At 63.0% G+C, this 21,845-nt stretch carries 21 protein-coding genes; 14 read left to right on the forward strand and 7 right to left on the reverse strand.

Features of this window, described 5'->3' with window-relative positions; genetic code table 11:
* Window positions 1-55 precede the first annotated feature (55 nt).
* From J3S28_RS25370 to J3S28_RS25395, 6 genes are all read left to right on the forward strand, one after another.
* A complete protein-coding gene (locus J3S28_RS25370) occupies window positions 56-1,180 on the forward strand; it encodes a VOC family protein (protein ID WP_207843738.1) in 1,125 nt (374 codons plus the stop codon).
* Window positions 1,177-2,121: a fumarylacetoacetate hydrolase family protein gene (locus J3S28_RS25375; protein WP_207843739.1), complete on the forward strand. Its 945-nt coding sequence runs from the start codon at window positions 1,177-1,179 to the stop codon at window positions 2,119-2,121. Before J3S28_RS25370 ends, J3S28_RS25375 begins: the two co-directional genes overlap by 4 nt.
* Window positions 2,118-3,683, forward strand: a complete 1,566-nt coding sequence (mhpA, locus tag J3S28_RS25380; RefSeq protein WP_207843740.1) for a bifunctional 3-(3-hydroxy-phenyl)propionate/3-hydroxycinnamic acid hydroxylase MhpA — start codon at window positions 2,118-2,120, stop codon at window positions 3,681-3,683. The genes J3S28_RS25375 and mhpA overlap by 4 nt, the downstream gene beginning before the upstream one ends.
* The gene (locus tag J3S28_RS25385) at window positions 3,680-4,873 is read left to right on the forward strand and encodes a cytochrome P450 (protein WP_207843741.1); all 1,194 of its coding nucleotides are present in this window, start codon (window positions 3,680-3,682) and stop codon (window positions 4,871-4,873) included. The genes mhpA and J3S28_RS25385 overlap by 4 nt, the downstream gene beginning before the upstream one ends.
* A 149-nt stretch (window positions 4,874-5,022) precedes the next feature.
* A complete protein-coding gene (locus J3S28_RS25390) occupies window positions 5,023-6,246 on the forward strand; it encodes an oxygenase MpaB family protein (protein WP_207843742.1) in 1,224 nt (407 codons plus the stop codon).
* Window positions 6,246-6,731, forward strand: coding sequence for a globin domain-containing protein (locus J3S28_RS25395; RefSeq protein WP_207843743.1), 486 nt, complete (start codon window positions 6,246-6,248; stop codon window positions 6,729-6,731). The genes J3S28_RS25390 and J3S28_RS25395 overlap by 1 nt, the downstream gene beginning before the upstream one ends.
* A gap of 35 nt (window positions 6,732-6,766) precedes the next feature.
* Here the strand turns inward: J3S28_RS25395 and J3S28_RS25400 are convergent, their stop codons facing one another.
* The 4 genes from J3S28_RS25400 to J3S28_RS25415 form a co-directional block, all read right to left on the reverse strand.
* On the reverse strand, window positions 6,767-7,513 hold the full coding sequence (locus J3S28_RS25400; protein ID WP_207843744.1) for an SDR family NAD(P)-dependent oxidoreductase: 747 nt from the start codon (window positions 7,511-7,513) through the stop codon (window positions 6,767-6,769).
* Window positions 7,514-7,570: 57 nt separating this feature from the next.
* Entirely contained in the window at window positions 7,571-8,140 is a 570-nt protein-coding gene (locus J3S28_RS25405; protein WP_237342117.1) for an HpcH/HpaI aldolase/citrate lyase family protein, read from the reverse strand.
* Between the two features lie 4 nt (window positions 8,141-8,144).
* Window positions 8,145-8,630 (reverse strand): MaoC family dehydratase, encoded by a 486-nt coding sequence (locus J3S28_RS25410; protein ID WP_207843745.1) that lies wholly within the window; start codon window positions 8,628-8,630, stop codon window positions 8,145-8,147.
* A gap of 197 nt (window positions 8,631-8,827) precedes the next feature.
* Window positions 8,828-9,655, reverse strand: coding sequence for an AraC family transcriptional regulator (locus J3S28_RS25415; protein ID WP_207843746.1), 828 nt, complete (start codon window positions 9,653-9,655; stop codon window positions 8,828-8,830).
* Window positions 9,656-9,716: 61 nt separating this feature from the next.
* On the opposite strand from J3S28_RS25415, the gene J3S28_RS25420 reads away from it, so the two are divergent.
* Together J3S28_RS25420 and J3S28_RS25425 are read left to right on the forward strand one after the other, a co-directional pair.
* Window positions 9,717-10,985: an amidohydrolase family protein gene (locus J3S28_RS25420; protein ID WP_207843747.1), complete on the forward strand. Its 1,269-nt coding sequence runs from the start codon at window positions 9,717-9,719 to the stop codon at window positions 10,983-10,985.
* Between the two features lie 131 nt (window positions 10,986-11,116).
* Entirely contained in the window at window positions 11,117-11,377 is a 261-nt protein-coding gene (locus J3S28_RS25425) for a hypothetical protein (protein ID WP_207843748.1), read from the forward strand.
* Here J3S28_RS25425 and J3S28_RS25430 read toward each other — a convergent pair.
* Together J3S28_RS25430 and J3S28_RS25435 are read right to left on the reverse strand one after the other, a co-directional pair.
* The gene (locus tag J3S28_RS25430; RefSeq protein WP_207843749.1) at window positions 11,343-12,170 is read right to left on the reverse strand and encodes an alpha/beta hydrolase fold domain-containing protein; all 828 of its coding nucleotides are present in this window, start codon (window positions 12,168-12,170) and stop codon (window positions 11,343-11,345) included. The two genes, J3S28_RS25425 and J3S28_RS25430, sit on opposite strands and share 35 nt — an antisense overlap.
* A 32-nt stretch (window positions 12,171-12,202) precedes the next feature.
* Complete coding sequence (locus tag J3S28_RS25435) at window positions 12,203-13,099, reverse strand: IclR family transcriptional regulator (RefSeq protein ID WP_207843750.1); 897 nt, start codon at window positions 13,097-13,099, stop codon at window positions 12,203-12,205.
* Between the two features lie 104 nt (window positions 13,100-13,203).
* Here J3S28_RS25435 and J3S28_RS25440 point away from each other — a divergent pair, with 104 nt between their 5' ends.
* The 5 genes from J3S28_RS25440 (at window position 13,204) to J3S28_RS25460 (ending at window position 19,387) form a co-directional block, all read left to right on the forward strand.
* On the forward strand, window positions 13,204-15,189 hold the full coding sequence (locus J3S28_RS25440) for a flavin-containing monooxygenase (RefSeq protein ID WP_207843751.1): 1,986 nt from the start codon (window positions 13,204-13,206) through the stop codon (window positions 15,187-15,189).
* A gap of 84 nt (window positions 15,190-15,273) precedes the next feature.
* Window positions 15,274-16,098 carry an SDR family NAD(P)-dependent oxidoreductase gene (locus J3S28_RS25445; RefSeq protein WP_207843752.1) on the forward strand — a complete coding sequence of 275 codons (825 nt, stop codon included), beginning with the start codon at window positions 15,274-15,276 and terminating at the stop codon, window positions 16,096-16,098.
* A gap of 27 nt (window positions 16,099-16,125) precedes the next feature.
* Window positions 16,126-16,911, forward strand: coding sequence for an SDR family NAD(P)-dependent oxidoreductase (locus tag J3S28_RS25450; protein WP_207843753.1), 786 nt, complete (start codon window positions 16,126-16,128; stop codon window positions 16,909-16,911).
* 91 nt (window positions 16,912-17,002) lie between these two features.
* Window positions 17,003-17,773 carry an SDR family NAD(P)-dependent oxidoreductase gene (locus tag J3S28_RS25455; RefSeq protein ID WP_207843754.1) on the forward strand — a complete coding sequence of 257 codons (771 nt, stop codon included), beginning with the start codon at window positions 17,003-17,005 and terminating at the stop codon, window positions 17,771-17,773.
* Window positions 17,774-17,818: 45 nt separating this feature from the next.
* Window positions 17,819-19,387 carry an ABC transporter substrate-binding protein gene (locus J3S28_RS25460; protein ID WP_207843755.1) on the forward strand — a complete coding sequence of 523 codons (1,569 nt, stop codon included), beginning with the start codon at window positions 17,819-17,821 and terminating at the stop codon, window positions 19,385-19,387.
* Window positions 19,388-19,402: 15 nt separating this feature from the next.
* Here the strand turns inward: J3S28_RS25460 and J3S28_RS25465 are convergent, their stop codons facing one another.
* The gene (locus J3S28_RS25465) at window positions 19,403-20,080 is read right to left on the reverse strand and encodes a TetR/AcrR family transcriptional regulator (protein ID WP_372436077.1); all 678 of its coding nucleotides are present in this window, start codon (window positions 20,078-20,080) and stop codon (window positions 19,403-19,405) included.
* 65 nt (window positions 20,081-20,145) lie between these two features.
* On the opposite strand from J3S28_RS25465, the gene J3S28_RS25470 reads away from it, so the two are divergent.
* A complete protein-coding gene (locus J3S28_RS25470; protein WP_207843757.1) occupies window positions 20,146-21,621 on the forward strand; it encodes an MFS transporter in 1,476 nt (491 codons plus the stop codon).
* Window positions 21,622-21,845: the final 224 nt, after the last annotated feature.

Raw genomic sequence — 21,845 nt, forward strand, 5'->3', positions numbered from 1 at the left:
TTGACGAACCGGACGTCACAAGTGACGATCGGTTCAGAAAGGTTGGTGATCTACCGTGACAGTCCCCGTACGAACACCGCACAGCGACCTCCACGGCGAGGGCGGCCCGCGACCGATCGACCCCGGCGACAGATCGACCTCACCTGTCGTCAAGGTCGTCGACCTGGCGTGGCTCGAGTTCGACAAACAGAACATCGGCCAGGCTGAACTGTTCGCCCACGATTTCGGCTTCACCACCGTCTCGCGAACCGCCGACGAGTTGTCTCTGCGCGGTACGTGGTCAGGCGCGCCCTGTGTCCTGATTCGGCGGTCACATCGGTCGAGGTTCACCGGCCCGGCGTTTCGAGCCGCCGGGAAAGATGACCTGGTGCGGCTGTCCCGCGTATCCGGGCGGCGGGTGTACCCCCTCGGTGACCTCGGTGGCTGGGCAATCGACCTCACCGACCCCTCCGGGATGCAGGTCCGGGTGGTTGCCGGTATGACCGAGCTGCCCGCGCTCCCCGACCAGGACCCGCTGACTGTCAATGTCAGCGGAAAAGTCGAGCGTTTCAATGCCGTTCAGCGCCCACCACGTGAGCCTGCGCGGGTTCAACGGCTGGGGCACGTAGTACTCGAGACACCACGCTTTCGCGAAAACCTTGCCTGGTACCAGGAGATGCTCGGGCTCATCGTCAGCGACTTCTTGTTCTTCCCCGGCCAACGCGATCGCGGACCCACGATGGCGTTCATGCGCTGCGACCGCGGCAGCGACGCGGCAGATCACCACACCCTGGCGATGACACTGGGACCGATGTCGCGGTACGTACACAGTGCGTACCAGGTGGCTGATCTCGATGCGGTCGCCGCAGGTGGTGCTTACCTGGCAGATCGGGGCTACCACCATGCGTGGGGCATCGGTCGACACATCCAGGGCAGTCAGCTGTTCGACTACTGGCGCGATCTCGACAAGTTCATGGTCGAGCATTTCGCCGATGGAGACATGTTCGACAGCACCGTCGAGGCGGGATGGGCCCCGATGACCGCCAGTGGACTATCCCAGTGGGGACCGCCCGTCACCCGCGACTTCCTCGGCGCGAACCCTGATCCAGACCTCGTCAGGGGAATGCTCGCGGGCCTTCGTGACGACAACGAGTTCGATATCCACCGCCTTCTGGGCCTACTGAAAGTGGCACGTTCATGACCACCACCGTCCTGCGCACCGAGACCGGCTGGTGGGTCCAGCGCGGCGAGACCGCGTACCCCGTTCGCACCTCGGCATTGACCACCGGCGAGTTGTTGTCCGACCGGGCTGCCATCGACGGAGCAGCCACCGGCGACGAATCCGACGCGACACCGGTGGGAGATCTGACCCTGCTCTCCCCGGTGACCGTGCCGTGTCGCGTGGTGGCGCAGATGGTCAATTACCGCAGTCACGCAACCGATTCCGGCATCAACGCGGACAGGGTTTCGGCGACGTTCTTTCGCAAGACGTCCGGGTCGATCACCGGCCCGTTCGACGACATCGTCAAGCCGCCGCACGTCCGACTGCTCGACTACGAAGTCGAGATCGGCCTCGTCGCCGGCGCCGCCATCGAGGTCGGCACCACCATCACCGCCGATACCCTCAGCGACTACTTCGCCGGCGTGGTGATCACCAACGACGTCAGCGCTCGGGATCTCCAATTGCCGAAAACGCAGTTCTACGAGTCGAAGTCGTATCCCACGTTCACTCCGGTCGGACCCCGGCTGGTACTGCTCACGCACGAGGAATGGCGCCGGTTCGACCAGCTTCGTCTGCAGCTCTGGGTCAACGGCGAACGCCGGCAGAACGGACGCGTCGGGGGCGACATGATCATCGACCCGGTCAGCGCATTGGCCGTGCTGACCGGCTTTCAGCGGCTCGACGCTGGAGATCTGCTGCTCACCGGCACTCCGGGCGGCACCGCACTGTCCGCGCCTCCCAAGCCGATCGAGATCATCGGGGCGCTCATCCCGCCGCATGTCAAATGGAAGACCTTCTTCAAGCGTCAGGCCGCAAATCCCAAATACCTCAAAGAGGGTGACGTCGTCGAGCTGCGAATCGCAACCGATGACGGCGCCATCGACCTCGGCCGGCAACGTTGCCAGGTGAGATATTCATGACGACTCCGCGCGACCCCGTTGTCATCGTCGGCGCGGGCCCGGTCGGGGTCGCGTGCGCCCTACTCCTTGCTCACCGCGGCGTTGCCAGCGTGATCCTGGAGCGTCACCGTGAACCGTATGCGCTGCCGCGCGCGGTGCACCTCGACGACGAGGTGTTCCGCATCCTGCAAGCCGTCGGCATCGACGAGACATTCGCACCGCTCACCCGACCGATGCCGGGTATGAGGTTGGTCAATGGACGGGGCCGGGTGATGACCGAGTTCTCGCGCGACACCGGTGCCGGTCGTAACGGTTTCCCACCGGACAGCATGTTCGACCAACCCGACCTCGAACGTATCCTTCTTGCCAAAGCAGCGGACGTCGACCTGATCGACCTGCGACGCGGTTGCCAGGTCACCGAGTTGAGCGGCGGTGCGCGGCCGGTGGTGTGCTATCGAAACCTGACCGGGGCAACCACATCCATCGACGCGGTCGCCGTGATCGGGTGCGACGGGGCAAACAGCGTTGTACGCGAGCAACTCGGTATCACCATGCGCGACTTCAGATTCGACGAGCGGTGGCTGGTGGTCGACGTGCTCACCCCGGCACCGCTGGACGTGTGGACCGGCGTTCACCAGATCTGCGACCCCCACCGCGCCGCCACGTTCATGCCGGTCACCGGCAACCGGTACCGCTGGGAGTTCCGAGTCCGAGGCGATGACGACCTGGATGCGCTGCGGTCTGAGGATTCGATACGGCACTTGTTGTCGCCGTGGATGTCTCCGGCCGTACTCGCAGAATCCGAGATCATGCGGCGAGCGTCGTATACCTTTCGGGCGCGGGTGGCCCGCACCTGGCGTGCTGGCCGGGTGTTCCTCGCCGGCGATGCCGCCCATCAAACACCTCCGTTCGTAGGCCAGGGGCTCGGATCAGGGTTGCGCGATGCATTCAACCTGACCTGGAAATTGGCCGACGTCCTCGACGGTGCCGCGCCGGAAGTGCTGCTCGACACCTATGAATCCGAACGCACACCGCACGCCACTCGCGTCATTTTGATGGCCCTTGTCGTCGGATGGTGTCTGACCGGTGGGCAAGACCGCCTTGCATCCATTCGCAGGGCCCTGGTCACGGCGGCATGCCGCATCCCTCGGATCGCGCATGCGTTACCCGATGCAAGCCCTGCACTGAGCCGCGGGCCACTGGTCCAGCGCCGCGGATTTCGGTCGCGCCTCAACGGGACCGTGTTCCCACAACCGTGGGTGCGCACACCCGACGGCGCCCGCCGGCTCGACGACCTGCTCGGAACGGGCTACGCGCTGATCACCCGCGGCCGCCTGCGTGACCACACGGCCACCCGACTCGCGGCTACCGGCCTGACGCATATCGATGTCGATGACCTTGCGTGTGTTCCGTCGACCAACCCGTCCCCGTCTGCCGTGATGCGCTCGCAGCACACGTATGCGATTCTGCTCCGCCCCGATCGTGTCGTGATGGCGTCAGCCCGGACCTGCGCGCACGTGGGCGATCTGCTCTCGAGCTACCAGCGTGTGCACCGCACCGACCTCGAGGACATATCGGTATGACACTCACTCTCGGTACGCGACGCGCCGCACGACGACATGCCCCGGCAGTTGATATCGACCTGTACGGACGCGCGGCACTGATCGATCCCCAGCCGGTGTACCGGCAGATCCGCGACGCCGGTCCGGTCGTCTGGTTACCCCGACACCATGTCTGGGCGATGGGAAGGTTCGACGACGTCCGCGGCGCGCTGCGCGACGACGCCACCTTTCGCAGCGGCACCGGTGTAGCAGCGAATCCAGTGGCGAACCTACTCGGACGCAAGACCGTGCTGTCCAGCGACGACGATCGGCACTCGACGCGTCGCCGAATCCTGATGCAGTCGTTGACCTCCCGTGCGATCCGGCCGTCGCTGCCCATCCTGCGTGATGAAGCACGCGCCACCGTGGAACGGCTACTCGAACGGGACACGTTCGACGGTATCGCTGATTTCGCCTCTCGCCTGCCGATCGCTGCGGTGGCGGACCTGGTAGGGGTAGAGGTAGGGCCCCAGCAGTTACTGCGCTGGGGTGCGGGCACATTCGACATCCTCGGCCCGATGAACCGGCGCTCGGTGGACGCTGCCCCCACAGCACTCGGGCTGTTGCTGTACACGATGCAGTTGCGCCGATCCCGGGTCACGCCTGATGGGTGGGCAAGAAGCGTCTTCGATGCCGCCGATCGTGGTGAGATCAGCAGATCCGAAGCACGCACCATGGTCATCGACTTCGTGGCACCGAGTCTGGACACGACCATCCTCGCGATCGGTCAGCTTCTCTGGAGCCTGGGAGAGAATCCGGAGGTGTTCGCCCAGTTGAAGGCCGAACCCGAATTGATCCCGACCGCGGTCGTGGAGGCGGTCCGCGTCTGTTCACCGGTCCGCGGATTCACCCGCACGGTGGCTCGCGACACCGAGATCGACGGCGTTCGACTAGGTGCCGGCGAGCGCGTCGTGTTGCTCTATGCCGCCGCCAATATGGATGAACGTCATTTCGACGACCCTCAGACGTTCTCGCTGCAGCGCCGGGGCAGCAACCTCGGCTGGGGGCACGGCATGCACACCTGCGTCGGCATGCAGCTGTCGAAGCTGGAGATGCAAACCCTCCTCCACGAAGTGCTCACCCGCGTAGAGACCATCGAGGTCTCGGACCCGGTGCCGCTGTCCAACAACTGCCTCCAGGGATTCGAATCGTTCCAGGCGAGGTTTGCCTGAAGACAGATCAGCACATCATTCCTGCGCTGACGACAGCCGCAGGCTCGACCGAACCCTTGTGACTCGGACCACACGTGTGCTATTGATGTTACAGAGAGACGCTTTGCGTTTCATTGCATCAGCCTGCACTGACGGACGGGGACACAGAAATGGATAGTTTCAACAGACGAAACGCCTTGAAAGCCGGCGGAGTACTGGGGGCCGCCGGCGCGTTCGCCCTCGCGGCACCGGCGACACCGTGGACGTGGTCTCCCGCGGGCTCGGTCCCGGGCATCGGCAGCGGCGCCGACCCCAAATATGTCTGGGACGTCGAAGCAGATCCCGTTGTCGCCGGCCTCCTGGACCGGGGTGAGGTGCCCAAGGTCAACGAGATCCTCAAACACTGGACCAAGAACTCACAACCGCTGCCGGCAGGGCTGCCATCGGAACTTCGCGACTTCATGGAACACGCCAAGCAACTACCGGCCTGGGCTGATGAGCAAAAGCTGGTCAGCGCAGTCAATTTCAACCAGAAGCGTGGCACCTATCTCGGGGTGCTCTACGGCTTCGCGAGCGGGATGATGAGTACCGTCATCCCGAAGGAAGCCCGCGCGGTCTACTACTCCAAGGGCGGCGCGGACATGAAAGACCGCATCACCAAAACCGCGAAACTCGGCTACGACATCGGCTCACTCAACGCCTACCAACCCGACGGCGAGATGGTCGTCACCTGCGTCAAAACCCGCCTCGCGCACGCCGCGGTTCGACACCTGCTGCCACAATCGCCGCACTGGGTGAACTCGGCACCCGAAGACATACCCATCAGCCAAGCCGACATCATGGTCACCTGGCACTCACTGCCCACCACGGTGATGCGCAACCTCAAGAAGTGGAAGGTCCCGATCGCCGCCGACGAGTCGGAGGGGTTCCTGCACTCGTGGCAGCTGGCGGCGCATCTGCTGGGCGTGCAAGACCAGTACATCCCGGCGTCGTGGAATGAGGCCGACTCCCAGGCCAAGCAGGTCCTCGACCCCATCCTCGCGCCGACCCCCGAGGGCATCAAACTCGCCGACATCCTCCTGAGTCTCGGCATGAACCTCGACCTGACACTGCTCAGCAGACCGATCCTCGGCGCGCTGACCCGCTTCATGCTCGGCAACGAGATCGCCAACTGGCTGCGCATCCCCACCGAACCCGTGTGGACGCCGTTACTCGAAACTGCCTGGGGGCCCTACGTCATCGTCCGCGAAGGAGGCCTCGACCTCGGCGTACCCGAAGAGGCCTACTGGCTGTTCGACGAGTTCCTCCGCCAGTTCGTCCTGTTCTACATGTCGGAGCTGCGTATGCCCATCAACATCAGCATCCCGGTCATCAACAATCCAAACCATCCCTGATGGACAAAGATCTCCTGGAACACAGCCTGACGCTGGTCGGGGCGGGTGACCCGGATTTCACCGTTCGCTTCTACGAGAGGTTGTTCGACGAACATCCCTCGGTGCGAGATCTTTTCGGAACGAACATACGCCCGCAGGCCGCCATGTTGCAGCAGGCCATCGTCGCCGTACTCGACCATCTCGACGACCCCGGCTGGCTGCACGAGTCACTGGGGTCGCTCGGTCGCGTCCACGCCTCGCTGGGGGTCACTCCGCAGATGTATGGCTGGGTCGCAACGACGTTGGTGTCCACCATGGCCGGCATCGGCGGCGACAAATGGACCGATGCCATGTCCACGGCCTGGAAAGAAGCGCTCACCACGGTGGCCGTGATCATGCTCGACGCCTATCCAACAGATTCAAAGGACGAAACAACGTGCTCTCCACGATCTTCTATCTCTTCGACGTCATCGCCAACACCTTCGGGGTCATCGTCGACGCCGTGACCACGGGCAGCGTCGGGTAGCCGGGCGGCCGGACATCAGATGATCGTCCGGCCACCATCGGCGTGAACGAGTTGTCCGTGGACCATGCCGGCCTCATCGCCGGCCAAGAAGACGATGACCGACGCGATCTCATCAGGTGTGGCGGTTCGTCCGAGCGGTGACTTGGCTGCGAGCTTGTCCAATGCGGGGCCCATGACCGACTCAGTACCTTCGGTCCTCGTGGGTCCCGGCGCAACGGCGTTGACCCGCACCCCATCTCTTCCGAACTCGGCCGCCCAGGTCTTCGTCAGGTGATTGAGCGCGGCCTTACTCGATCCATAGATTCCGGATCCGGCACTTCCGAAGCTCGCGGCCATCGTACTGACGTTGATGATTGCGCCACCTCCGTGCTGAACCATCGCCGGAGCGATGCTTGCCACGAGAAAGTAGGGGACCTTGGTGTTGAGTGCGTAGATGGTGTCGAACTGGTCCTCCGTCCCGTGTGCGGTCGAACCGAAAACTGCGGCGCCGGCGTTGTTGACAAGGATGTCGATCCGTCCGGTCACGGCAAGTGCCTCTTGCGCAAGTCGCGTTGCCGACGCAGCATCGATCAAATCGGCACCGATGAAATCGGCAGTGCCACCGCCGCGGCGTATGTCAGAAACGACGGCGTCACCACGCTGCGCGTCACGACCGGACGCGACAACACGTACACCCCGCTGCGCGAGCATGACGGCCGTAGCCCTTCCGATACCGCTTGTCGCTCCGGTGACCAAAGCCACCTTTCCCGTCAGATTCCCCATTTTCGCCCCCTGTTTTGTGAGACCCGCGGCCCGTCGTCAGACTTACGGTCAATGCAATCACGCTCGCCGCATGATCGCCTTCGCCTGACCGAGCAAGGGCGAATCGATCATCTGTCCGCCCACTCGGAACACGCCGCCGGCACTCTTCGATGCTGCATCGAGTACTTCTGTAGCCCAGTCGATCTCGTCTGCCGAGGGACGGTAGGCAGACCGCACGACCTCGACTTGAGACGGATGTATGCATGCCGTCGCCTCGTACCCCAGGTTGACGGCATCGAGCGCTTCGGCAAGTAGCCCCTCGGTATCTGCGATATCGATGTGTACCGAGTCGATCGCGAACTTTCCATGCGCCGGACCGATGCAGTTGGGAGTACCGGCGATCTGAGCCGCCGCCAGGTCCGCATGGTGGTCCTCGGTGCCAGACGGGTTGATAGGCACGATCGTTCGGTCCGGGTCGATGGGATTCTCGATCAGTGCTCGACGCGCCGCATCGCGCGCCTCGGGCTTGATCGCATCTTCGAGATCGAGAATGACAGCATCTGCCCGGCTGAGCGCCTTCGCATATCGCTCCGGCCGGTCAGCCGGACAGAACAGGATGGCCGGGCCCGGCATACTCCACTGCGCCATCGAGCTAGTCCGCGCCAGGCTGTTTGCGTACCAACGTGGAACGGTCAGCAGTGGCGACCACATCCCCGTCTTGATTTCTCCCCACGTGCCGCAGCGCCACCACTCCCTCGCCGGGTCGGGACTTGCTCTCCCGCATGCCAGTACACACCGTCTCGGCGTACAGCGTGTCGCCGTGGAACAGCGGCTTCGGGAACGCAATGGCGGAAAACCCCAGGTTGGCGACGAGTGTGCCCTGGGTGAGCTGACTGACCGACAGACCCACGATGGTCGAGAGGGTGAACATCGAGTTGACGAGCCGCTCGCCCCAGAAGCCAGGTTGGGTCGCAGCGAACGCGGCATCGAGGTGCAGCGCTTGAGTATTCATCGTCAGGGTGGTGAAGAGAACGTTATCGGCTTCCGTGACGGTACGGCCGGGTCGATGCTCGTACACGGCGTCGACCTCGAACTCCTCGAACCACAACCCCCGCTGCGTGATGCGTCGTTCCGTCATCGTGGTGAGCCTCCCATGAACTCTTGTGGGACCGTGGTCCGCCTGCTGCGATGCCGGGCCTCGCACGGTCCGAGAATGCAGAGAACCGATTCAGCAGGTCAAATACGGGGCTGATCTGTTCGTTCAGTGATCAGTCCACGGCGATGTGTCCACTGTCCGAACGCTCGGAGCGCAGAAAATCTGCCACCGGGTACGCCTCACATCGAGCCTGCGCTGCGCTGGCGAAACGAGGAGGGCGTTTGACCGCTGTAGTCGGTGAACGCTCGGGCAAACGAGCTCGCATTCTCGAAACCCACTGCGCGCGCTGCTTCTTGGACGGATTGGTCTTGCGAGGCAAGCAGAGCCATGGCTCGGAGCATTCGCGCACGCAGGAGGTAGGTGCGCCACGAAGATCCCGTCTCCTCATGGAACATCCGGCGAAGCGTTCGCTCCGAGACCGCCACTGCACGTGCCACCTCATTGATGCTGACCGAGTGCAGGTTCTCCTTCGTGAATGTCATGGCGGACGCGACCACATGGTCATCAGAGGTCGGCAGACTGAGCGTTTCACCGCCGCTCGCTATCGCCTCGAGAAGGAGATTGCCAAGAGTGCTGAAGAAGCAATCGGCCTCGGGGTCAGTGCTCAGGCGACCGATCGGCCAGCGCCGGGCGTACACGATCATTTCCCGAATCAGCGGAGAGACAGTGAGAATCGCGGCGCTCCGCCCCTCGTACTTGACGAGTTCAGGATCGAACATCACCGCTATCGACCGCACATTGGGGTTCATCGTGGCCTGGTGCCGCAGCCCGGCCGGGATCCACACTGCCCGCTGCGGCGGCAGCAGATAGTGCGCGTTCGCGGTCTCGACCTCGACGACACCGCCGATCGCGTATTCGATCTGATGCTCGTCGTGCTGATGCCAGCCGGTGACGAGACGCTCACCTTCGTAGACGCGACTACCCGCCGTGACGACAGCGCTGCGACGAAGCCGTTTGATGTTGGCCGTTTCTGCACGGGGCGTGGCCGAATGTGTGGAGTCGGTCATGCCTGTGAACGGTACAACAGAGTCACAGCCCACGTGACCTACCGCACTCCTAGGAGTATTGATGAACATCGAGGACATGATCCTTGTCAGCATCGACGATCACGTCGTCGAGCCGCCCGACATGTTCCAGAACCATGTCCCGGCCAAGTACGTCGACGAGGCCCCGAAGGTGATCGTCACAGAGGCGGGCATCGATCAGTGGGTCTACCAGGGCAAACCCACTGGCGTGAGCGGTCTCAACGCGGTCGTGTCCTGGCCCGCCGAAGAGTGGGGGCGCGATCCCGCCCGTTTCGCCGAGATGCGTCCGGGTGTGTACGACGTGCACGAGCGAGTCCGCGACATGAGCCGGAACGGCATCCTCGCCTCGATGTGTTTCCCGACCTTCACCGGCTTCTCCGCACGACATCTCAACCAGCATCAGGCCGAAGTGACCATCGTGATGGTCCAGGCGTACAACGACTGGCACATAGACGAGTGGTGCGCCGCCTACCCCGACCGGTTTCTACCGTTGGCACTGCTACCGACGTGGAACCCGCCCGCCATGGTCGCCGAGATCAAGCGGGTGGCCGCCAAAGGATGCCGGGCGGTCACCATGCCCGAGATCCCGCACCTCGAAGGCCTGCCCAGCTACCACGACATCGACTACTGGGGTCCGGTATTCCAAACGCTGTCGGACGAGAACGTGGTCATGTGTCTGCACATCGGATCGGGATTCGGTGCGATCTCGATGGCCAAAGACGCACCCATCGACAACCTGATCGTCCTCGCCACTCAAATCTCTGCGATCGCCGCCCAAGATCTGCTGTGGGGACCGGCCATGCGCGGGTTCCCCGATCTCCGATTCGCGTTCTCAGAAGGCGGGATCGGCTGGATACCCTTTTATCTCGACCGTTGCGATCGGCATTACACGAACCAGCGCTGGCTTCGGCGCGACTTCGGCGGCAAACTGCCCAGCGAGGTCTTCAAGGAGCACTCGCTCGCGTGTTATGTCACCGATCCGACCGCCCTCAAGCTTCGTCATGAGATCGGCATCGACATCATTGCCTGGGAATGCGACTTCCCGCACTCCGACTGCTTTTTCCCCGACGCGGCCGAAAGCGTATACGGCGAGCTGACTGCCGTGGGCGCCAGCGACAGCGACATCAACAAGATCACCTTCGAGAACTCGTGCCGGCACTTCGGGTGGGATCCCTTCGCCAAGACCAAGCGCGAAGACGCCACCGTTGGAGCATTGCGGGCCACCGCCACCGATGTCGATGTATCGATTCGCTCCCGGGCGGAGTGGGCACGGCTCTACAACGAGAAGAACCTGGTCACCGGACCGGCCTGATCGGCGACGCCGAGTCGCAACCGGCGCCGAAAGAACGAATCTGGTCAGCGGCTACCGCAGGTAGCCGCTGACCAGATCTATCGGCCCAATTACTTGTTGAGGCCACCTAACACTCGGAGAGGAAAACGCACATGTATGCGAGCACCAGGATCCAACAGCACATCGCACAGTGGACGCCTGATCGATACGACACAGCCATGATCGACTTCGCGTTGCAGTGGCAGTTTTTCGACGGAGGAGACGCCGGCGACATCTTTGAGACGTTCGGATTGCCCGAGCGACGCTACTTTCAGCGGCTACTGAACTGGATGTCAGACGACAGAGTCCCGGGAGTCGACGACGACGCACGCAGCCGTATCACCGAGGTGTGCCACCGCAGACTCGCGGCCTGATCAACTGGGCGAGGTGCTCGATCATGAAGTCGATTGCTGATTCCGACGCGGGAGTGGACGGGTAGGCCAGATTCCAGATATGCGGCTGACCCTCGTGCACTTTCAACCGGACATCTACACCGGCGTCCGTCGCCGTCTGCGCCAGCAACAACGCATCATCGCGCAACACCTCACTGTCGCTGACCTGGACCACGAGCCGAGGCTGCCCGGTCCAGTCACCGAGTGCCGGTGACACGAGCGGATCGGTTGCCGGATGTCCCGCGAGATAGTCGGCCGCGGCCTCGGTTGCCTGCTGCAAAGAGAAGCGCTCGTCACTGGCCTCGTTCTCGGAGAAGCTGACCGCCGAGTTTCGGAGATCGGCCCACGGGGAGAACAGGAACGCCCCGACCGGGCCGCGAATTCCTAGTTCTCGCAGTCGCAGCAGTAGCGCCGCGGCCAATCCACCACCTGCCGAATCACCCCACAAAGCAAGCCGTTCCGGACGTATCTCCTGCGTGATCAATTCATAGGCGGCGACGGCGTCGTCCAACGCGGCCGGAAAAGGCCTCTCGGTGGACAGGCGGTAGCCCACGGCAAACACCTGCATCCGACACGCCTCCGCGATCCGAGCGAGGCTGTCGGCGAAAATCTCTGGCGAACCTTTGCGGTAGCCGCCGCCGTGAAAGTGTAGAAGCGCAGTGTCACTCCTGGCGCCGGCCGGGACTATCCGCAGGATGCGAACGCTCTCGGAGTCGAGAGCCGCGATCTGAGTGCCTTCCCCCAAATCAGCTGCAGCGAAGTTGTTCTCAGTCATTGTGAATACCTTTCAGTTCCAGGTTCCCCAGATCACAGCGGGATACTCCAGTCGTGGGTCGGTGCCCTGCCACCGATCTGCCGGGTCAGCAGCTGGGCCGACGCGGTGACAGGTTGCGCCGCTACCGCGATATCGACACCCCGAAGCCTGCCGATATGCAGCAGGGTGAGACAGAAAGCAACCCGCCCGTCAGGATCGAAGACGGGGGCCGCGATGTTACCCACGTCGTACTCGAGGTCCGGGTCGACCTCCAGAACCGCGTAATGCGGTTGTTCGTCGAAGAATTGCTCGAGCAAAGCTTTTCGCAGATCGACATCGTTCGGTCGCTCCGCCAGATCCCGGGTCAACGAGCGCCGTTCCGGGCTCGGGTCCTCGAGACCGATTGTGTAGCCGCGTTGCCTAACCGCAGGGCCGTACCCACTGAGATAGCCCGCAACCCGTTCTTGCAGGTCATCTGGCAGCTCGGTGATCCACTCGCGCAATTCGGTCGGCGCCAGCCACGCCAAGAAGGGCTGGCCGAACGGGGGTTGCAGAGGAATGCGCTGTCCTGCAGCGAGTTCTAGCTGCCGCCCAGTCGGTTTACCCTCGACCGCGATACAGAGGATGTCACGACCGACCATGACGGTGCCCGAGCACTCGTGACCGGTCGCGGATGCCAGGTTGACCATTTCCGAGCGTGCCAGATCGATGACCGGATGAGCACCCGACGCCGCGTGTCCGGCGGCGACCACAGCCGGTCCGAGTGTGTAGGTCTTGTGACGCGGATGCCGGAGCACATAGCCGCCGTCGCTCATCACCTTGAGCACAGCAAACATCGACCCGGGACTGATGTCCAACGATTTCGAGAGCTCGCTGAGGGTGAAGCTACTGCGCTCGTTCACGGTCAGGAAATCGAGCACCTGTAATGCACGGAGGGCCGACAGAGACATCCAACTCCTAAATGTGATCAAAACGTTGACGTGATCTTCGCCTCAGGCTAGCGTAGCCCACCAAGTTAAGAAACATTTTTCGAAATGCTGAAAAGAGGCTCAGATTGAGCGACGAAGACTTCCGCCGACACGCAATGGCGAGCTCGAACCTCCACGCCCTGCGACTCGCCCTCTTGCACTCCACCGGCGACCCTGAGCTGGCGAAGATGAAGCTTGACTTGGTGCCCATCCGTAGCGGCGCCGCGTTCGAGATGACGATCGCCGAGGACGACCGCGAGGACCTGTTCCGCAAGGCCGAGGCCTTCGTTGACGGCGTAGGTGCGAGCTACACACCGCGCGAACTCGACGAGACCGAACTCCGCGACATGATGGAGCTCGCCCTCGGCCAGGAGCTGACCGACGCGGAATTCGCGGTGGCCAGGACCATGCCCGCAGTAGACGATTTCCCGCTCTTCGCCGAGTGGAGCGACAATCGTCCGGAACGCGCCGACGAGTTCTCCGTCGTCATCATCGGAGCCGGGCTCTGCGGGATCGCGATGGGGGTCCAGCTCGAGCAACTCGGAATCTCCTACGTGATCTACGAGCGTCGACCTGACGTCGGCGGCACGTGGGCGATCAACACCTACCCCGATGCCCGGGTCGACACCGCAAGCACCACGTACGAATACAGCTTCGTGAAAAATCACCCCTGGACCGAGCAATTCGCCCGCCAACCCGAGGTCCGCAGCTACCTCGAGATGGTGGCAAAGAATTACGGCGTGTTCGAGAACATCCGGTTCGAGCACGAGGTCCAGGCGGCCGAGTTCGATGAACGGTCATCGTCGTGGGCACTACGCGTGTCCGACGCCGACGGCATTGCCTGGGACCTCACCAGCAATTTCGTGGTCACAGCGACCGGTCTGTTCTCCACCCCGAAAAAGCTTGTCGCCGAGGGCATCGAGGGCTTCGCGGGGGAGATCATCCACACCACCGAGTGGACCGACGGACACAGCGCCAAGGGAAAGTCTGTGGCCATCATCGGCAACGGGTCCACCGGCGTCCAGATCCTTGCGCGAATCGCGGACGACGCAGATCAGGTCCACGTCTTCCAGCGGACTCCCCAGTGGATCGCGCCCCGAGAAGGTTACGGCGAGGCCGTCACCCCGGAGATGCGCTGGATTCTCGACAACATCCCGCACTACTGGAACTGGGCACGCACCACGGCGCTGAAGCCCAACAATCCTCGCGACACGATCCAACCTGATCCGGAGTGGCAGGCCGCCGGCGGGATCTTCAGCAAGAGCAACGACAGACTGCGCGAGAACCTCACCCAGTACATCCGCTCACAAGTGGACAATCGCGCCGACCTTGTCGAGAAGCTCGTTCCGGATTACACCCCGGCAGCTCGGCGTCCGATCGTCGACAACGAGTGGTACCGGTCGCTCACCCGCGACAACGTCGAGCTCGTCACCGATGGCATCGAGAAGTTCACCGAGGACGGGATCGTCACCGTCGACGGAACCCTGCGGAAGGTCGATCTGACTCTCACCGCCGTGGGCTTCGAGGTCACGAAGTGGCTCTGGCCCATCGATTTTCGCGGTGTCGGCGGTGTACACATCGAAGAACGCTGGAACAAGGAAGGCGGCCCTCGGGCCTACCTGGGCCTGGCAATCCCCGAGTTCCCCAACCTGTTCGTGCTCTACGGTCCCAATGCACAGCCGGCCACGGGCGGCGGGATCGGCGTCGGCGGACTTCCCGCATGGATGGAGTCCTGGGTGGGCTACATCGCCAGGGTCATCGTCGCAGTCATCGAAGACGGATGCGACAGCGCTGAGGTCACCGACGAGGCGTTCTGGGAATTCAACAACGCGATCGACGAGGAAGCGAGCAAATTGATCTGGCTCGATCCGAAGGCAAACCCCGAGCGCAACTACTACGTCAACGAGCACGGACGCCTCGGCACCAGTACCCCGATGTCGGGACTGGAACTCGCGACCCGCCTGCTCCACCTCAACCGCGCCGACTACACATTCTCCGTTGCCGCACAGCACTATTCGAGCGCAGTCGACCCCGATGAAGACGAGAGCGACGACCTCGAGACGGTGGCCTGACGCTCCACGCGTAGCCACCGAAGGAGCGGCGCGCGTCCATCGGCCCGCCGCACACTGACCTACCGAAGAAAGCCGAGACAGAACATGATCGACCTAGGACTGGACGGCGCCCGCGCCATTGTTGTCGGTGCCGGTTTCATCCCTGTGCGGGCGGGTAACGGCCGCGGATCCGCACTGCAATTGGCGCGGGCCGGAGCCACCGTCGCGTGCATCGACAAGGATGCCGAACGCGCAGAACAGATCGTTCGGGAAATCACCGACGAGGGTGGCAACGCATTCGCGATCATCGCCGACGTACTCGACTCAGCTGCTGCCCGGCGCGCGGTCGACGAGGCGGCGGTGCGACTGGGCGGACTGGACGTCTGCGTCGACATCGTCGGTGGTGCCAAATGGAGCAAGGCTGCCGACATTCCCGACGACGACTGGGATTCCCAGATCCTCCTCAATCTGACGCAGGTCTTCTATGTGTTCAAGGCAGCGATACCGCATCTGATCAGGAACGACATGGGCGGTTCACTCATCGCCCTCACCTCGGTGGACGGAATCGGCTCGTCGCGATTCCACGCCGGATATGGCGCCGCCAAAGCGGGCGTCATCTCACTGGTCAAGACTTTTGCCGACGAATACGGCGAGCACGGTGTGCGGGTCAATTCGATAGCGCCGGGCAACGTCGGCGGCAACAACTGGGACCTCCCGGAGGTCCCATTCGGGGAAGACGTCGTCAACGCCCTCGCTCCCCCTCGCGGGCGCGACATCGCAGATGCAGTGCTGTTCCTTGCATCTCGGCTCGCCGCGAAGATCACCGGGCAGACGCTGGTAGTCGACGGTGGCGCGGTTATCCAAAGTCCGTGGCGCATGACCGCGGACCAAATCGAGCGAAACGCCGCGTTCTCGGACGCGACGTCCTAGCCCATGACCACTTCCCATCATTCGGCTGTGACCGACGCGTTTCTCGTGACCGACAAGGTGGCCCTCGTCACCGGTGGCGGCAATGGCATCGGTCAGGAGACTGCCATCGTGCTCGCCTCTGCGGGCGCGCGCGTCACCGCCACCGATGTCAACGAGCCAGGCCTACTGCGGACGCGGACGCGCGCCGAGGAACTCGGGCTGTCGATCGCAACACAGAGTTTGGACGTCGCCGATCCCGCCGCGATATCCGATGCTGTCGACGACGTGATGGCCGCACACGGACAGCTGGACATCCTCGTGAACGCTGCCGGAATCATGATCATGCGCAATGCGTTGGAGGTCATTCCGGCTGAACTCGACACCGTGTTCCGAATCAACGTGGGCGGTACGTTCTTCGCCTGCCAGGCGGCGGGGCGGGTCATGACGCCGGGTAGCAGCATCGTCAATCTGACCTCGTCCATCCAAGACCGCACCAGCCCCGGTCGCATCACCTACGCAATCTCGAAAGGTGGCGTTGCACAATTGACACGCACCTTTGCACTCGAACTCGGCCCAGCGGGAATACGGGTCAATGCAATTGCGCCGGGCTGGGTCGAGACCGGGATGACCGACCAGCACTGGACGGGTAACGACGGGACGATCGATCACGACAGACGCGCCGAGTACATCGCGATGATGGCGACGGCATCGCCGCTCGGCGTGGTCGGAACCACCCGCGATGTCGCACTGTCCGTGCTTCAACTCGCCTCCGATGCTGGTTCATTCATCACCGGACAAGTAGTCCGCATCAACGGCGGGGCGTTCATGGCATGACCCAGGCGCACCGATTCAGATCACAACTTCAGCGTGGGACACCAAAGGTCCCACGCAACGCATCCGCGAACGCGGAGAGAGGACCGGTTTCATGAGCCACAGGCTCGAGGGCAAGGTCGCCGTGGTGACAGGCGGCGCCAGTGGTATCGGAGCGGAGACCGCTCGAACGTTCCTTCGTGAGGGTGGGAGGGTAGTGATCGCCGATGTCAACGACGAGCTTGGTGAGACCGTCGCCCGGGAATTCGGGGAGGACGCCCTCTTCGTCCATGCCGACGTCACAAAGCAAGACGACTGGGATCACTTGCTGTTCGCCACATCCGAGCACTTCGCGCCACTGGAAATCTTGGTCAACAACGCCGGCGGCGGCCGCGGCGTGGGCAAGATCGTCGACGAGGTCTACGACGGCCATCACTCGATCATGGAATTGAATGTCGCCTCGGTGTGGATGGGCACTCGTACCGCCCTACCAGTGATGCAGCGCAACGGCGGTGGATCCATCGTCAACATCTCCTCGATCGACGGTCTCGTCGGAGTCGAGGGGATGACCTCGTACGTCGCATCCAAGTTCGCGGTAACCGGTCTCACCAAAGCCGTTGCGTTCGAGGGAGGCCCGTTCAACGTCCGGGTCAACTCCGTTCATCCTGGCTTCATCGAGACCCCGATGATGCTCAAAGCCACCGGAACCGTACGCACCCGACTCGAGTCGGCGATGCAGAAGCAACCCATCGCTCGTTTCGGCAAGCCCGAAGATGTCGCGAATGCAGTGTTGTTCTTCGCCTCGGACGAGAGCTCGTACTGCACGGGCACGTCGCTGATCGTCGACGGCGGTCAGCTCGCCGGGCCACACCGGGAACCGATGTGAACAGCCATGTTTTGAACCCCTCCCCCTCCTACCGAAAGGTCGACGATGATTCGACAACGGCGTCTCTTCACCGCGGTGATCGCAGCAGTGTGTTCTGCCACCCTGCTACTGACAGCCTGCGGCTCCCCCTCCGCCACCAACGCATCCGAGGACGAAGGTGAGCCGGTGGCCGGCGGGTCCGCCAGCATCATCCAGGTCGCCGAGCCCCGGACTCTCGACCCCGCTTCCCTCGGCAACGTCTGGGCAACGCAACCCGAGCTCGGGAACGCGCTCTACGGCACGCTGATGATCAATAACGTCGAGTCCCTCGATATCGAATACAAGATGGCCGAGGACTTCTCGACCACCGACGGCGGCGCCACCTACACGATGAAGTTGCGTCCGGGACTGCAGTTCACGGACGGCACACCACTCGACGCCGAGGCGGTCAAGTACAACTGGGACCGCATGAAAGATCCGACCCTCGGGTCCGGTGCCAGCAAGGTGAGCCCCCAGATCTCATCGACTGAGGTCGTGGATCCGGCAACCCTGAAGGTTGTGATGGTCGCACCGAATCAACACTTCGCTCAGGCGGTGGTGACCAGCGCGCTGAACTGGGTCGCCTCCCCGACGGTTCTGGAGAAGGGCCGTGCGTCGTTTGATGCCGCGCCCGTGGGTGCGGGTCCGTTCACATTGACCAGTTGGACCAGGCAGAACAAGATGGAATTCGCGAAGAATCCGGGCTACTGGGATGCCCCTAAGCCCTATCTCGATTCGCTGACCTTCACCTTCGTTCCCGACGCCGCTCAACGCTACAACGCGGTCATCAGCGGTGCCGTCGACAGCGCTTCGGAGTCAAATGCTGCCAACCTCCAGAAGGCCGAGGGCGCCGGCCTCAAGACCGACCTCGTCGAGGCCGGCGGCGGGTACTACATGGCGATGAATACCAGGCGTGCTCCGTTCGACGATCCGCGGGCTCGTAAAGCGGTATCCCTCGCTCTGAATCTCGACACACTCAACACCGTCGTCTACAACGACGCCGGGATCGTCCCGAAGACGCTGTTCCCAGAGTTGTCCCCGTTCTACAGCGACATCGCGCTGCAGGAGAACAACAAGGAAGAAGCGCAGGCGCTGTTCGACGAACTGGCCGCCGAGGGCAAGCCTGTGGACTTCGCCTACACCGCTTTTTCGACCACGGAGAACAAGCAGACGGGCGAGGCTCTACAGGCCCAGTTGAGTGCGTTCGACAACGTCGAGGTCAGCATCAACGCGCTCGACTCGTCCGCGATCAACTCAGTGGTCGCGAATCGTGATTTCCAGATGGTCGTCACCTCGGCGAATGTCCTGGACCCGGATACCGAACTGTGGGTGAGCTTCCACTCGAAGTCACAAGGAAACATGACCGGTATCAGCGACCCGGAACTCGATGCCGCACTCGATGCCGGACGCGTCGGCACCACCGTGGAGGAGCGGAAGGGTGCCTACGACACGGTGCAGCGCAAAATTGCCGAACTGGTCCCAGGTGTCTTCTTCGTCCGATCAACGCCGGCGGTGATCGCGGGCACGAACGTGTCGGGTGTCGACGTCTACGGATTGGGTTCGCCGCTGCCCGAGGAGATGTGGCTGACGAAGTGATCGACCGATCGATGCTCACCGGGTGACCGGGGCGAGCCAGAGACCCACTATGGCGTCGACGAGATCGATGGTGAAGTCTGTCCAATCGCCCGACTGTCCCATCGCCTCACTGCCGGACGATTCGGCGATGGCCCGTTCGCGCTCGGCACACATGTGCGTCATGAGCTGGCGCATCATGTCCGAACGGGCCTGCCGAACGTCGCCGGGCATATCGGGCAGGCACGCCGCCAATCCGGCGATGGTCTGTTGTAGTGAGGGCGAGGCCATGGCCTCCGCGTAGACGATGTCGCGCAGCCCGGGGTCGGTGAGCACCTGTGCGCTGAACCGGGCATACCAGCTCGAGGTACGCGAGCGCGCGTAGTGTCCGGTCGAAGCCTGAACGAGGCAGGTCACCCAGTCCCGGACCTCTGTGGACCCTTGAATCCCTGCCACGAGATTGCACCGATGCTGTTCGATCTGGCCCGCGTGCTTCTGCACGATCGCCCGCACCAGGTCGATTTTTGTACCGAAATGATATCCGACCGCTGCGTTGTTACCTTGGCCCGCGGCCTCACTCACCTGACGGTTGGACACCGCGAACACGCCATGCTCGGCAAACAACTGTTCGGCCACTGTGAGCAATCGATCTCGAGTAGACGACCCCGTCGTAGCGTCCTTGGTCACACCCAGCCCTTTCGAGTTGACTACTTCAATCGACTGACTTAACTTAGCTAAATCAACTGACTTAAGCCAGCCACGTCTTCCGATGGAGTGTTCACATGTCGACTTCCGCTGATTCCACTGCGGTGGCCAAACCTCCGGCGACCGGTGCTGTGGTCGCAGTTCTCGCGTTCGCCGGAATCGTGGTCTCACTGATGCAGACATTGGTGATCCCGATCATCCCGCACCTTCCGGAGTATCTCGATGCTCCCGCATCGGACACCGCATGGGCCATCACGGCCACCCTGCTCGCCGCCTCGGTCGCAGTGCCCACCATGGGTCGACTCGGTGACATGTTCGGCAAACGGCGGATGTTGCTCATCAGCGTTGTCCTACTGGTGGCCGGCTCGCTGGTTGCCGCGCTCAGCTCCAGCCTGATTCCCCTGGTGGTCGGAAGAACCCTGCAGGGGCTCGCCGCCGGACTCATCCCCCTGGGGATCAGCGTCATGCGCGACGTCCTCCCGCCCCAGAAGCTCGCCGGTGCCGTGGCGATGATGAGCGCATCGCTCGGAGTCGGTGGAGCACTCGGGCTGCCGATCGCCGCCTTGATCGCCGAGTACGCCGATTGGCATGTCTTGTTCTGGGTGTCGGCCGCCCTCGGCGTCGTCGCCGGCGCACTCATCGTCATGATCGTGCCCGAATCACCTGTGCGCACCGGCGGCTCGTTCGACTTCGTCGGCGCAATCTCGCTCTCCACTGGACTCGTCGCGCTACTGCTGGCCGTATCCAAGGGTTCGAGCTGGGGCTGGACCAGCGGCCAGACCTTGGTCCTGCTCGCGGTTGCACTGATCGCGTTCCTCGCCTGGGGGTGGTGGGAGCTTCGTACCACCCGACCACTGGTCGACCTGCGGATCGCAGTCCGACGCCAGGTTCTTTTCACCAATCTCGCTTCGATCGTGTTCGGCTTCGCCATGTTCGCCGCGACCATGGTCTTCCCCCAGGTCGTACAGCTCCCTGAGAGCACCGGATACGGCCTCGGCGGATCGATGCTGATGTCCGGTCTGGTGATGGCCCCCTTCGGTGTGGTGATGATGCTCATCGCTCCGGTCTCGTCCAGGATCACCAATGCGTACGGACCAAAGATCACACTGATGCTCGGCGCTGTCATCGTCGCAACGGGCTACGGGGTCGGAATCTTCACGCTCCACTCGATCTGGCAGCTGGTCATGGTCGCGATCATCATCGGCTCAGGTACCGGTATGGCCTACGGCGCGATGCCCGCGCTCATCATGGCGGCCGTGCCCCCCACCGAGACCGGTGCGGCGAACAGCTTCAACACCCTGATGCGTTCGCTGGGAACCTCATTCGCCAGCGCCATCGCCGGGGTCATCCTCGCGCAGATGACCATCTCGATCGGCGCCGCATCCGTGCCAACGGAAAATGCATTCCGGGTGATCATGGCCCTGGCAGCCGGGTCTGCAATCGCTGCGCTGATCCTGACCTCCTTCCTGCCGAAGTTCCGGACGCCCGACTCCGGACATGACGCCGTCCTCGGCGCCACACCCAAGAAACCGGTCGCAGCGCGAGCCGAGTAACCCGGTTTCCCTCTCGCCGATCCGCCCCCGCCCTGCACAGGGCGGGGGCGGATCATCCACCCACACGTCGCCGGAAACTTCCTGCAGATGCTTCCGATTCGGGGCCCTACGTCGGTTTGCGGTTGCTGAAGAAGCGGACAGGTGAGTTCCGAACCAGCCAAAAGAGTCACGCTCTTCATCTTGGAGAGTAAGATTCTCACAAGCCCTGCCCGCTAGAGAGGACC

The organism is Williamsia soli, assembly GCF_017377795.1.
Taxonomy (GTDB): Bacteria; Actinomycetota; Actinomycetes; order Mycobacteriales; family Mycobacteriaceae; genus Williamsia; species Williamsia soli.